The 14,493-nt window shown below is 33.4% G+C and carries 6 protein-coding genes; all 6 read left to right on the top strand.

Going from position 1 to position 14,493, the window contains the following annotated elements:
* Positions 1 to 9 precede the first annotated feature (9 nt).
* Genes DK442_RS11425 through DK442_RS11400 form a run of 6 tightly spaced genes read left to right on the top strand, consistent with a single transcriptional unit; the run spans position 10 to position 14,487 of the window.
* On the top strand, positions 10 to 2,424 hold the full coding sequence (locus DK442_RS11425) for an ABC transporter permease (protein ID WP_109436014.1): 2,415 nt from the start codon (positions 10 to 12) through the stop codon (positions 2,422 to 2,424).
* 25 nt (positions 2,425 to 2,449) lie between these two features.
* Positions 2,450 to 4,810 carry an ABC transporter permease gene (locus tag DK442_RS11420; protein WP_109436013.1) on the top strand — a complete coding sequence of 787 codons (2,361 nt, stop codon included), beginning with the start codon at positions 2,450 to 2,452 and terminating at the stop codon, positions 4,808 to 4,810.
* Positions 4,811 to 4,861: 51 nt separating this feature from the next.
* Positions 4,862 to 7,297 carry an FtsX-like permease family protein gene (locus DK442_RS11415; protein ID WP_109436012.1) on the top strand — a complete coding sequence of 812 codons (2,436 nt, stop codon included), beginning with the start codon at positions 4,862 to 4,864 and terminating at the stop codon, positions 7,295 to 7,297.
* A 20-nt stretch (positions 7,298 to 7,317) separates the two neighbouring features.
* Positions 7,318 to 9,696: an ABC transporter permease gene (locus DK442_RS11410; RefSeq protein ID WP_109436011.1), complete on the top strand. Its 2,379-nt coding sequence runs from the start codon at positions 7,318 to 7,320 to the stop codon at positions 9,694 to 9,696.
* Between the two features lie 27 nt (positions 9,697 to 9,723).
* Complete coding sequence (locus tag DK442_RS11405; protein WP_109436010.1) at positions 9,724 to 12,090, top strand: ABC transporter permease; 2,367 nt, start codon at positions 9,724 to 9,726, stop codon at positions 12,088 to 12,090.
* Between the two features lie 21 nt (positions 12,091 to 12,111).
* Complete coding sequence (locus DK442_RS11400; RefSeq protein ID WP_109436009.1) at positions 12,112 to 14,487, top strand: FtsX-like permease family protein; 2,376 nt, start codon at positions 12,112 to 12,114, stop codon at positions 14,485 to 14,487.
* Positions 14,488 to 14,493: the final 6 nt, after the last annotated feature.

Raw genomic sequence — 14,493 nt, 5'->3', positions numbered from 1 at the left:
CAAACAGTTATGTTTAAAAATTATGTCAAAATAGCCTGGAGAAATCTAGTAAAAAATAAAGGGTATACCATCATTAATATAGCTGGATTATCTGTTGGAGTATGCTGTTTTATATTAATAGCACTCTTTGTAGAAAATGAATTTAGTTATGATCACTTTCATTCAAAAGCGGATAGAATTTATAGGGTATGGCAATATGAGAACTATGGACCAAAAGAAGATTTTGTAAATACTACAACACCAGTGTCAATGGTAGAAGTTCTTAAAACTAATTTTCCCGAAATTGAAGAGGGAAGTCGGGTATTTCGATTCAATAGTTTGGTAAAAGGAAACAATAATGAATTTAACGAATCGATACGAGCGGTAGACCCTAGCTTTTTTCAACTGTTTGATTTCAATATTTTAAAAGGTAACACTGCGAATCCTTTTGCAACGGCTAATACTATGGTATTAAGCGAATCTTCTGCAAAAAAATACTTTGGTGATGAGAATCCTATTGGAAAATCCCTGGCTTTAGAATTTAATGAAGAGATTAAGTTTTTCGAAATTTCTGCTGTAGTAGCCAATCCTCCTGAAGAATCAAGTATTCAATTCGAAATTCTTGTTTCCTTAGAAAATGAAGCTTTGTTTTTTAGTGAAAGAGCAAGAGAAAGCTGGTTCAATGTATCTGTAGAGTCTTACCTATTATTACAAGAAGGTCAATCTGTTACCCAATTAGAAGCCAAATTTCCGACGATAATCAAACAATACCTAGATGATAATTATAAGGAGAATACATTCTTTCTAAATTTACAACCACTTACTGAAATACATTTGGATACTTCTTTACCACCAGGGTTTGAACCTATTTCTAATCCAAAGTACTCTTATGTAATGGGGTGTATCGCTTTTCTGGTACTGCTTTTAGCTTGTATTAACTTTGTGACTTTAGCGATAGGACGTTCATTTTCAAGAGCAACTGAAGTTGGAGTACGTAAGGTTCTAGGTGCATTTCGCAAGCAAATTATACGGCAGTTTTGGGGAGAGGCCTTATTAGTTACTTTGATAGCCGTACTCGTCGGTATACTTCTTTCTTTTATACTTCTAAATACCTTTAATGACCTTACAAATAAACAATTGAATTTATCATTCAATATCAGTTTCTTAGGTATAGCATCTGGTCTCGTCCTTTTTATTGCTCTTATTGCTGGGATTTATCCATCTATAGTACTTTCAAAATTTAATCCAATGGAAGTTTTAAGACGAAAAATGGGAAAAGGAACTTCTATGGGGTTGTTTGGGAAAAGTTTAGTAGTAGTTCAATTTGTTACCTCTATAGTGATGCTTATTGGTACCTTGGTAATAGGGAGACAGATAGACTATTTGGTCAATAAAGATCTCGGATATCAAAAAGATACAATAGTAGTAGTGCCTACCAACATGTCGGGAGAACAGGCTGATACCTTTGGTGACTTATACATTGCTGAACTTAGAAAGCAACCCGTAGTTACCGAAGCTTCAAGGTCAATATTTAGTTTCATCGAAAATGGATGGGCCGAATTAGGGTTTACCGATAGTAAAAATTCATACCGTGAATTTAATTTTAATGCGGTAGATCATGACTTTTTGAAAACATATAATATTCAAATTAAGGAAGGCAGGGATTTTCAAGAAGGGAATGCTAGTGACGCTCAAAATGGTGTATTGGTCAACGAAACTTTTGTTAAGGCATTCGGACTCCAAAATCCTGTGGGAAACTCCTATGATAAATTCAAGATAAAAATTTTAGGTGTTATGAAGGATTTTAATTTTAAATCACTCAATCATAGCATTGAGCCATTAATGCTCACTATAAATCCAAGCCCTGTTTTAGAGACCATTGAGAATGCAAGTTCGAAATATAATTCACAACCAAGAATTTCAGTACGACTGAATACCCAAAATATGACTACTGGTATCGCCGTTTTGAAAGATACTTGGGAAAAGATCAATCCATCTCAAGAATTCGAATATTCTTTTTTGGATGAAGCGCTATCTACCCAATATAAAAACGAGATGCGCTCAAAATCGATCGTAAATATTGCTTCTCTACTGGCTATTTTTATTGCCTGTATGGGGCTGTTTGGATTAGCAACTTTGACGGTTGCAAGACGTACTTCAGAAATTGGTATCAGAAAAGTAATGGGAGCAAGTGTGATTAATATTGTGGGAATGGTTTCAAAAGATTTTATAAAACTGGTTTTGATCGCCATTCTGTTAGCTTTTCCATTAGCTTGGTGGGCTATGAACGAATGGTTACAGGGATTTGCCTATAGCACAGGTATTAGTTGGTGGATTTTTGTACTTGTAGGAATTACTGTGGTCGGAATTACCTTGGTAACTGTGAGTTTTCAATCGATCAAAGCATCTTTAACGAACCCCGTAAAAAGTTTACGTACAGAATAATGAATGTATAGAAAAAACGAGAATCATGTTAAAAAATTATCTAAAAATTGCTTGGCGAAATTTACTCAGAAATAAGAGTTTCTCGGTATTAAATATTGTTGGACTATCCATTGGTTTGGCTGTTACAGCGCTTATTGTCATCTGGATCAATTTTGAAATAGGTATTGACCAATTTCATGAACATAAAGATCGTACCTATCAAGTATATAATCAATATCCTGTGGGCGGTGAAATATGGACCTGGAATTCTACACCTAAAGTTATGGCATCTGCCATACAAAAAGATTATCCCGATGTAGAACACATTGCAAGAGTAAATTGGGACTCTGAATTTTTATTTGCAAAAGATGATAAAAGAATAAAGAGTACAGGTAAAATTGTTGATCCCGATTTCTTAAAAATATTTAGTTTTCCGCTAGTAGAAGGTAGTTTAGAAACCGTTTTGGAGGGGGTTAATTCGGTGGTTATTACAGAATCTTTTGCTAAAAAGATATTTGGGGATGAAGAAGCAGTGGGTAAAACCGTTAAGGTAGATAATGCAGATAGTTTTATGATCACAGGTATTTTAAAGGATTTACCTTCAAATACAGATTTTGAATTTGATTTTTTAATGCCTTGGGCCTATTTAAAACAACGAGGCTCAGACGATAAATATTGGGGTAATAATTCTATTGCTACCTATGTGATGCTCAAAGAAGGAGTAGACTACAACTCATTCTCTAAAAAAATTAAAAACTTAAGAAAAGTATATGATAAAGATTCTCCAGAAATGGTTACTTATTTGTATCCATTTACGCGTTCCTGGTTGTATTCAAATTTTGAAAATGGTGAAGAAATAGGAGGTAGAATCGATATCATTCGAATGTTTGGGATTATAGCTGCTATTATTTTGATAATAGCTTGTATCAACTTTATGAATTTAAGTACAGCTCGTAGTGAAAAACGAGCAAAAGAAGTAGGTGTTCGTAAAGTTGTAGGAGCGAGAAGATTAACCCTTGTAAGCCAGTTTTTAGGAGAATCCGTACTGATATCATTCATTGCAGCAGTATTTGCTTTTATTATGGTTTTAATAGCCTTACCTCATTTTAGCACATTAGTAGAAAAGCCATTATCATTGGATTTGACTAATATTTGGTTTTGGGGATCAACTATAGTAGTAATAGTTTTTACAGGTCTTCTAGCGGGTAGTTACCCTGCATTGTTTCTTTCTAGATTTAAGCCTTCTTCGGTATTAAAGGGAACTTTTGCAAAGTCAAAAATGGGGGTTACACCAAGAAAAGTTTTGGTAGTCCTTCAATTTTCTGCGGCCATTATATTAATCACTTCGAGCATTATTGTTATGCAACAGTTGAAAAAGGTACAAGATAGACAAACAGGTTATGCAAAAAACAACTTGATTTACTCAATAATTCAAGGGGATGCAGAAAAAAACTATTCGCTTATTAAGGAGGAACTTATGGCATCTAATGCTGTTACTTCTATAACAAGAACCAGTTCGCCTGTGACAGAGGGTTGGAGTAATACCTGGAATTTTGAGTGGATGGGAAAAGATAAAGAAAATAAGCGCATTGTTCAAAGATTTGCTGCGGATGAAAATATAAAAGAGACACTTGGTATTGAACTTGTTGCAGGACGTGATTTTGATTTAAACAAATATCCAACAGATTCTACCGCAGCGCTCATTAATGAATCTGCAGTAGCACTCATGAATTTTGATGAACCCATTGGCCAGATTATTAAGGATAATGGAATAGAATGGCATGTTGTAGGAGTAACAAAGGATTTTGTATTAGATTCTCCTTTCCAAAGAATTCAACCAATGGTTATAGAAGGTGCTAAAGCAGGTTTTAATGTAATCCATATAAAACTTAATACAACCAGTAATACTTCAGAAAGCCTTGCCGAGGTAGAAACTGTTTTTAAGAAGTATAATCCTGAGTACCCCTTTGAATACCAATTTGTCGATCAGGAATATGCTAGAAAGTTTGATAGCGAAAAAAGAACAGGTCAACTTGTAAGCATGTTTACATTGCTTACCATTTTTATCTCTTGTTTAGGGCTATTTGGTCTTGCCAGTTACATGGCAGAAAATCGAATTAAAGAGATCGGGATTAGAAAAGTTTTAGGGGCATCGGTTAGGAGTATTACTACACTTCTTTCGATAGATTTCATAAAACTGGTTTTAATTTCTATCATTTTGGCGGTGCCTATTTCCTGGTATTTCATGAATAATTGGTTAGAAGATTTTGATTATAGAGTAAACATTTCGTGGTGGACATTTGTTTTAGCGGGAATTTTAGCTCTTGTAATAGCACTTATAACAGTAAGTTATCAAGCTATAAAAGCAGCGATAGTAAACCCTATAAAAAGCTTACGAACAGAATAATTCATCAACTTATACTGAACTTGTTTCGGTATCAATCAAAAAACAAAGGTTATGTTTAAAAATCATTTAAAAATAGCATGGAGGAGTCTTAAAAAACAACCTTTTTTTACTTTCCTAAACACATTTGGACTTGCCATTGGTATGGCTGGAGGATTACTTATTTGTTTATATATCTACGATGAATTAAGTTTTGATAAAATGTTCGCAGATGCTGATCGCATTTATAGGATAAATGTAGATGTGAAGTTTGGAGGAAATGCCGAAGAATATTCAGAGGTGTCAGCTCCAATGGCCCAAGCGATGAAAAGAGATTATCCACAGATAGAAGTAGCTACGCGATTTAGGAATTTGGGGAGTATGTTTGTAAGAAAAAGTGATGCCGAGTTAAATGTTAAAGAGGTTGGAATAACTTATGTGGATACTACTTTTTTCGAGATGTTTGGTCTTGATTTGTTGGTAGGAAACCCCAAGACAGCTCTAAAAGAACCTAATACTTTGATCCTAACCAAAACAGCAGCAGAAAAACACTTTGGGATAAGCGAAGCTTTAGGGCAAAATATGATATTAGATAATAGGGATACCTATACAGTGGTAGGAGTTATAGATGATATGCCAGAGAACTCTTTTATTAGAAACCACAATATTTTTATTGCAATGGCGGGAAATGAAGATTCTTTTTCTACCGAATGGGGAAACCATAATTATCCAACTTTTATTAAACTGAGATCGGGATCAGATATTAAAGATTTTGATACTTTTTTAGAATCTGCATTAGGTACCTACGTAATTCCGGGTGTTCAAAATTATGCACCAGGGATAACAGAAGAACAGTTTTTGGCGTCTGGAAACTATCTTAATTTTAGTACTATAGCCCTAACGGATATTCATCTATATTCTAACAGATATCCAGAATTAAGTGTAAATAGCGATGTTCAAAATGTTTATATCCTTTCTTTTATTGCATTATTTCTAATCATTCTGGCAAGTGTTAATTTTATGAATCTGTCTACTGCTCATTCTCTAAAACGAGCAAAAGAAGTAGGAGTTCGCAAAACCTTAGGTTCTAACAAATCAGAGCTCATTAGGCAGTTTCTAATAGAATCTGGTTTAATTTCTTTTATATCATTAGTATTAGCTATTATAGTAGCTTCTGTAGCACTTCCTTTTTTTAACGAACTTGCAGGGAAAGAAATTTCTATACCATTTACCAATCCTTTTTTCTGGTTGATTTTACTGGCTTCAGTAATGTTATTAAGTCTTTTTTCGGGGAGTTATCCTGCATTTTTTATGTCAAAATTTAAACCTATTCAGGCAATGAAAGGTATAGCAGAAAATAATATTGGAGGAGGAAAAATCAGAAATTCTCTTGTTGTTTTTCAGTTTGCTATTTCTATCTTTTTGATTGTAAGTACTCTAGTTGTTTTTCAGCAATTAAAATTTATTCAAAACAAGGATTTAGGATTTACAAAAGATCAGGTTTTAATTATAGATGATGTGTATGTTACCGAAAATGAAATAGCATCTTTTAAAGAAGAGGTACAGCAATTAAGTCAGGTAAGAAGTACCTCGATTAGCGGATTTTTACCAACACCTTCATTTCGAGGGAATAGTACATTTTATCGAGAAGGATTAAAAGATGATCATGAAAAAGCAATCAATATGAATGATTGGGATGTTGATTTTGACTATGTGTCAACTCTAAACTTAGAAATTATTGCAGGCCGTGATTTTAATCGACAATTTAGTACAGATTCAACAGCCATGATCTTAAACGAATCTGCAGTGGCAATCTTGGGGGTGACCCCAGAAAAAGCATTGGGGATGAGATTATCATCTGATTATGGAGAAGATGAGGTCGTATTTAGAACAGTAATTGGGGTTGTTAAAGATTTTCATTATGAATCTTTAAGAAGGGATATTGATGCGTTAGGACTTTCTCTGAATAATAGTTTTGGATCAATGGCAGTAAAACTAAATGCAGGAGATTTCTCTAATACCATAGCACAAATTGAAACAATCTGGAACAGAATATCTCCAGGTCAGCCTTTTAATTATTATTTTATGGATGAATCTTTCAATACGACCTATCGGGCAGAACAACGGTTAGGTCGAATTTTTATCATATTTACCATTCTATCTATCTTAATTGCTTGCCTTGGGTTATTTGGTCTGGCGGCATTTAATGCAGAAAAACGAACCAAAGAGATAGGTGTGAGAAAAGTATTGGGAGCTAGTGTAAGTCATATTACATATAAACTTACCATTGATTTCCTGAAACTTGTTGGGATAGCAATACTGATATCTCTTCCCTTAGGATGGTTTGCTATGCGTAAATGGTTAGAAGATTTTTCATATCGAATAGAAATTAGTTGGTGGGTATTTGTTATAGCAGCTTTTCTTGCTGTTTGTATTTCGATATTGACAGTAAGTTATCAAAGCATTAAGGCCGCTATAGTCAACCCCGTAAAAAGCTTACGAACGGAGTAAAATATCAAAAAAGAATAATTATGTTTAAAAACTATATCAAAATCGCCTGGCGAAATATAAAAAGAAACAAAGGGTATTCTGTTGTAAATATCGGTGGGCTTACTATTGGTTTATCGGCTGTGATTTTGATGCTTTTTTATATCAGCCATGAGAATAGTTATGATGTATTTCATAATGATTATGATAAGCTTTTTAGAGTAGAAAGAACATATGTAAGTAGTATCCAAAGTGATATTTGGGATAGTTCGCCTTACGCATTATCAAGTGAATTAAAAAGTTCTATTCCAGAAATCACTAATGCTACCAGTATAAGAACTACAGCAAATTATCTAAGTATTAATGATGCAATGTATCATGAGAAAAATGGATTGTTTGCAGATCATAATTTTTTTAAACTATTTACACTAAAACTCGTAAAAGGTGATCAGTACAGTGCTTTAGAAAACCCGATGAGTATAGTATTGTCAGAATCATTAGCCAAGAAGCTTTCTCCAGAGAATAATATTATTGGAAAAACAGTACGTATTGATAAAAAATATGACTGTATAGTTACGGGCATATTTACTGACTATCCGGATAATTCTCACTTAAAGATTGACTATCTACTTTCTTTTAGTTCGTATGAAACTATAACAAAAAATACGCTTGATGCAGGATGGAATGCAAATAATGCATCTGTTTATGTTCGGTTGGATCGTAATGCAAGAATTGATAATGTATCAGAAAAAATAAAAGGAGTTTTAGCAGATCATCTTACACTAGAAGATGGGATTGAGGAATTGCTTAGTCTAAGACCTGTTAACGATATTTATATGAAAACTTCTAAGGTAAGAGGAGGTGGGGGCAATAGAAGTGAGATTACAGTCTTGTATCTTTTTCTTGCTGTTGTAATTTTCACAGTCTTAATCACTCTGCTAAATTACATAAATTCATCTACCGCCCAGGTCATGAAAAGGGAATTAGAAATAGGAATTAAGAAGGTGATGGGGAGTACAAAAAGTCATTTAAGATATCAGTTTATTACTGAGTCCTTAGTTATGGTATCTATTTCTTTTATTCTTGCTATTGGTTTGGTAGTATTATTTCTTCCACTCTTTAATAAAATTGTGGGAAAGAATTTATCGATTATTTTTAGTCAAGATTGGCCGTTTTTTGTATATGCTTCCCTTGGAACGCTTCTAATAGGTATTTTGGCTGGTTTATACCCGGTTTTCTTTCTTTCATCTTTAAAAATCTCCTCTTTTCTTCAAGGTAATTCATCAATAAAACGTCGTGCAGGTTTAAGAAAAGCCTTAGTTGTTTTTCAGTTAGTTTTAGTAATACCATTGGTATTTACTTCAATACTTATTATAGAACAGTTTAAATATATAGAACAAAGAGATATTGGGTTTGTAAAAGAGGATTTATTGGTGTCACATGTAGAAATTACAAATGATGAAAACAGAGAAGTACTTAATACTATAGGAGAGCAATTACTACAAAATCCTAATGTTCTTAATTATTCTATATCAGATTCTGCTCCATTCGGCGGAGGAAGTAATCAGAGTATGGATTGGGAAGGAAATACAACTAACGGAAAGGCTATGATTAGGTTACATAGAGTAGATTACGATTTTTTGAATACCTATCAAATGACACTAACAGAAGGAAGAGGTTTTTCTGAAGATTATGCTACAGATATCCAAAGTGCTTGCATTATAAATCAAACAGCTCTAGAATTGTTCGGATGGAAAAATGCCTTAGGTAAAGAAATTGATAATGGTCGTTTAAAAGTAATCGGTGTGGTAAAGGATTTTAACGATTATACGGCATTTAAGAAAATCCCACCTATGATCCTTTCTATGGATAAAAGTTCTGGTAGCTCATATGTAACCATAAAAGTAGCTTCAGATAAAAGGGCAGAAACCCAAGCATTAGTCAATACACTTTTTAACAACAATTTTCCCGAAAACCCTATAGAGTTTAGATTTTTGGATGATGAATTTGATAGTAATTATTTGAATTCATTAAAAGGTACCATCAATATTTTTATTTTTTTCTCGGTGTTGGCCATCCTATTGGCAGTACTTGGGCTGTATAGCCTGGTCTCTTTTTCATTAAAGACACAGCAAAAAATGATCGCCATACGAAAAGTATTGGGAGCCAATGTAGAAAACATTTTTCTAATACTGCTTAAAGAGTACATGATATTATTTAGTATCGCTACAACACTAGGGCTTGTTACGGTTTATTTCATCGCCAACAAAGTGATACATGTTTTTGCATATCATGAGGGAATCAAATTTACCTATTTCATTATAGCAGGAATGCTGGCTTTATTTATAGTGCTTTTTTCAGTGAGCAGCAAAATAATTTCAGCGGTATTACAGAACCCTATAAAAAGTTTACGTACAGAATAACTCATTATCAATCAAAAAATTACAGCTATGTTGAGACATCATTTCATTTTGTATATAAGAAGTATTAAAAGATACAAAGCATCTTTTTTTATAAATATCATTGGACTATCCACTGCATTAACATGCTCTATTTTGATATATCTATGGGTAAACGATGAATTGCATACAGATAAGTTTCACGAGAATAGTGATCATATTTTTCATTTGATGGAGCTCGCCGAATTTCCACAAGTGACAAAAGTAGGTTCTACTACATCAGGAAATATAGCGCCGCTTATGTTGGCAGAAATGCCAGAGATCAATATGGCAACCCAGGTAGTAAAATATCCTCAAAATGCCACACTTTCTATAGAAGACAAATCTATTAAAGGAGATGGTCATTATGTGAGCAAAGATTTTTTTAAAATATTCTCTTTTCCTATTATCAAGGGAGATAAAAATGATATATGGTCAAATACAAATACCATATTCGTATCAGAAACTATAGCTACAACTCTTTTTGGTTCTGTAGAAGACGCAATGGGACAAAATATTGAATTTCAGAAAGAAAAAGAATATACCGTTGCTGGTGTTTTTGAAGATGTTCCACAGCGATCTTCAGAACGATTTGATTTTGTACTTTCTTATGAAGAAAAAGCACTTTCTCAAACGAATCTTTTGCATTGGGGAAGTCAATCAACATATGTATACCTAAGTATGAAGCCTGGTACCGATATTGTTGCTTTTAATGACAAGATTCATGATTTTATTCGCAAGAAAACCAATAGGGGGCAATCTTATCGCACTCCGTTCTTAAAAAAATATACAGATGAGTATCTATACGGGAGTTATGAAAATGGTGTTGAGGCTGGTGGCAGAATTACATATGTAAAACTGTTTTCTATTATAGCCTTATTTATTCTAGTTATCGCTTGTATTAATTTTATGAATATGTCGACGGCAAAAGCCTCGAGAAGACTTAAGGAAATAGGGATTAAAAAAGCTATAGGAGCAAATAGGAAAACACTTATTTTTCAATATTTGACAGAAGCCGTAGGAATTGCGTTTATAGCTCTATTCCTAGCAATGATTTTTGTTACTCTATTACTTCCTGAGTTTAATCAAATTACCGGAAAACAACTTTCCATGACGATAAGTTCTGGTTTTGTTTTGGCATTATTAGGGATCACATTATTCACTGGATTATTATCCGGTAGTTATCCTGCTTTGTATTTATCAGGTTTCAGGCCTGCTACCATATTAAAAGGAAAATTAAACACTTCTGTTGGGGAAGTATGGACACGTAAAGGGCTGGTTATTATTCAATATACGGTTTCGATAGTGCTCATTGTATCTGTATTAATAGTACATAAACAAATTGAATATATCCAAAATAAGAACTTAGGGTATACCAAAGAACAAATTATCCATTTTAGTCGAGAAGGAAAAACATTGGATAATAATCATATAGATACTTTTTTGGCAGAACTTAAGAATATCCCGGGAGTAGCAGATGCATCAAGTACTCGTAATGCAATGACTGGAGATGGTTGGGGTGTAGGAGGTTTTGATTGGGAAGGAAAAGACCCTAATGATTACACTCAATTTCAAAACATGATAGCATATTATGGTTTGATTGAAATGTTAGATATTGAAATATTAGCGGGCAGATCGTTCTCAAAAGATTTTAGCGAAGAAAATACTAAAGTTATCCTTAATGAATCTGCTATCAAACGAATGCAATTGAAAGATCCTGTTGGTAAGTTTATCGGGTTTAGAAATAAAAAAAGAGAAATTATAGGAGTAATAAAAGACTTTCATTTTGAATCTCTTCATGAAGATATAAAACCGATGATTGTCAATTTATGGCCTGAAAGACTTACTAAGTTTATGGTAAAAATTGAAGTAGGTAAAGAACAGGAAACCTTAGCGTCACTTCAGGATTTTTATGAAAAATATAACCCTGGATTTTTGTTTGATTATATGTTTCTGGATGAGAATTATCAAGAACTTTATGTTGCAGAACAAAGAGTGTCTAAGTTGTCTCGTTATTTTGCTGTACTAGCTATTATTATCTCATGTTTAGGTCTCTTTGGACTAGTATCCTTTACCGCAGAACGAAGAAAGAAAGAGATTGGGATTCGTAAAGTCTTGGGTGATAGCAGTGCACATATTTCTTTTTTATTATCCAAAGAATTTGTAAAACTAGTCCTGGTAGCCATTGTTATAGGCTTACCCATAAGCTACATGCTAATTAATAATTGGCTTTCGGGGTTTGCTTATAAGACAGGACTAAATCTTTGGTATTTTTTTACAGCCGGAGTGTTAGTGCTTATTGTAACCATTTTTACAGTGAGTACCCAAACTATGATTGCAGCGAATAGAAATCCTGTGGATGCATTAAGAGACGAATAGGGTTAATTAAAAATAGATACAATGTTTAAAAGTTATATCAAAATAGCGTGGAGAAGTTTATCAAAAAATAAACTATATACAATTCTAAATATTATGGGTTTAGGATCGGGTATGGCAGCAGCAATTTTGGTTGGGCTTTGGTTGGTAGATGAATTAAGTGCCAATCATTATCATGAGGATTATACCAGAATAGGACTACTTCATAAAAACAGACAATATAATGGAAGTATTTTCACAGAAGTTTCTAATCCAGTTCCATTAGGGCAGGAATTAAAAAATCTTTTTGCTGATGATTTAGATGAGGTGGTGGTTTCTTCATATGGAGGAGAACGTTCTTTACGAATTGGTGATAAAACTGTAATACGAAGAGGTCTTTTTATGCAAGAAGGAGGTATTGATATACTGGGGTTAAACATAATTCAAGGAACTTTAAAACACCAGTTAGAACCAAATACAATATATCTATCAGAATCTGCAAATAAGGCACTTTTTGGAAATCAATCGGGAGTTGGACAAGTAATTCGCTTGGATGAAAATGTAGATGTCGAAGTTGTTGGTGTTTTTGAAGATTTACCTAAGAACTCAACATATAAAAGCATTTCCTTTTATGGTTCTTTTCAATTGTTTGAAAACCTGGAGTTATGGGTGAAAAATTCAAGAGAAGATTGGGGGAACAATTCTTTTCCAATATATATTAAAATTGCCTCGGGAACTGACATGGATCTAGTGTCAGAAAAAATAAAGAATACCCTATATAATGTTACAAAAGATATATCAACGCCAGAGTTATTCCTTCATCCTATGGAAAAATGGCACTTATATCAGGAATTTAAGAATGGAAAAGCAATAGGTACCGGACTTAAAAACGTTCGTCTTTTTGCAATCATCGGAGTATTGATATTGCTTCTGGCAAGTATAAATTTTATGAATCTGAGTACGGCAAGATCTGCAAAAAGAGCAAAAGAAATTGGAGTTAGAAAAGCTATAGGTTCATCAAATCGCCAATTGGTAAAACAGTTTTTGATAGAAACCTATATAATGGTGATTTTATCCGTAGTAATCGCACTGGTCCTAGCACGTTTATTTCTTCCAACCTTTAATACTTTAACAAATGATGTAATACAAATCCCTTGGTTGCATCCAATTTTTATAAGTGCAATTGTTGTTTTTACTCTTGCAATAGGTTTTTTGTCAGGAAGTTACCCTGCTTTGTATCTGTCTTCTTTTAAAGCTGTCAAAGCGCTAAAAGGAACTAAAACATACAGTAAAAAAGAATCTGTTTTAAGAAAAGGATTGGTTGTTACACAATTCGCAATTTCTATAGGCTTAATAATTTGTACAGTTTTTATTTATCAACAGATTGATTTAGGTAAAAATAGGCCTATGGGGTATGATCAGAATAATCTGATCTTTTTTCAAAAAAGATCAAACGAATTGAAAGGACATTTTTTTGCTATGCGAGAAAATCTTTTAAACTCTGGGGGAATTGTAGAAATGTCAGAATCGTCTGGACCTATAACCGAAATGTGGACAATGAATTCTGGCTTTGAATGGGGAGGTAAAAATCCTGAATCAAGAGATAATTTTATCACGTTAAGAGTTACTCCCGAATTTGGAAAAACTACTGCATGGGAAATTTTAAAAGGAAGAGATTTCTCTAGAGATTTTTCAACAGATACAGAAGCCATAATTCTTAATGAATCTGCGGTTGAGTATATGGGATTTGAAAATCCGATAGATCAGATGATTCGATGGGAAGGAGTTAACTATAAAGTTGTAGGAGTTTGTAAAAACCTGGTGATGGAATCACCTTTTGAAAAAGTAAAACCAACAGTTTTTACCATGAGAAAGGCTAATCTACCCTTTGTCACTATGCGAATGAATCCCGATCTATCCGTTTCAGAAAGTAGATCGAGAGTGACCAAAGTACTCCAGGGTTTTAGTCCTAACGGAGAATTTAATATCAAATTCGCTAATGAAGAATTTGGGCTTAAATTATGGCGTGAAGAACAAGTAGCCAAGTTAGCTTCTTCTTTATCCATAATGGCCATTTTCATAAGTCTCTTGGGGATTTTTGGACTCTCTTCTTTTATGGCAGAACAACGCAATAAAGAAATTGGAATTAGAAAAATATTAGGAGCTTCTCTCAAAAATATTATTCGGCTTATGACAGCTGATTTTATGGTACTCATGATTTTGGGCTGCATTCTTGCATTTCCTATAGCCTATATTTTTATAGATAATTGGTTGTCAAAATATGAATTAAAAATTAATATTTCCTGGATGATTTTTATGATTGTTGGTTTTGCTGCAATCATTATGGTGATGCTTACAGTAGGTATTAGGTCATTTAAAACAGCAAATATGAATCCTATAAAAAGTTTGAGAACGGAATAAAATCAT

The organism is Aquimarina sp. AU119, from assembly GCF_900312735.1.
GTDB lineage: Bacteria > Bacteroidota > Bacteroidia > Flavobacteriales > Flavobacteriaceae > Aquimarina > Aquimarina algiphila.
This window is presented reverse-complemented; position numbering and strand designations above follow the sequence as displayed.

Bases quoted from the DNA above. Each gene is read 5' to 3' on its own strand.
- DK442_RS11425 (WP_109436014.1), top strand. From the start codon at position 10: ATGTTTAAAAATTATGTCAAAATAGCCTGGAGAAATCTAGTAAAAAAT.
- DK442_RS11420 (WP_109436013.1), top strand. From the start codon at position 2,450: ATGTTAAAAAATTATCTAAAAATTGCTTGGCGAAATTTACTCAGAAAT.
- DK442_RS11415 (WP_109436012.1), top strand. From the start codon at position 4,862: ATGTTTAAAAATCATTTAAAAATAGCATGGAGGAGTCTTAAAAAACAA.
- DK442_RS11410 (WP_109436011.1), top strand. From the start codon at position 7,318: ATGTTTAAAAACTATATCAAAATCGCCTGGCGAAATATAAAAAGAAAC.
- DK442_RS11405 (WP_109436010.1), top strand. From the start codon at position 9,724: ATGTTGAGACATCATTTCATTTTGTATATAAGAAGTATTAAAAGATAC.
- DK442_RS11400 (WP_109436009.1), top strand. From the start codon at position 12,112: ATGTTTAAAAGTTATATCAAAATAGCGTGGAGAAGTTTATCAAAAAAT.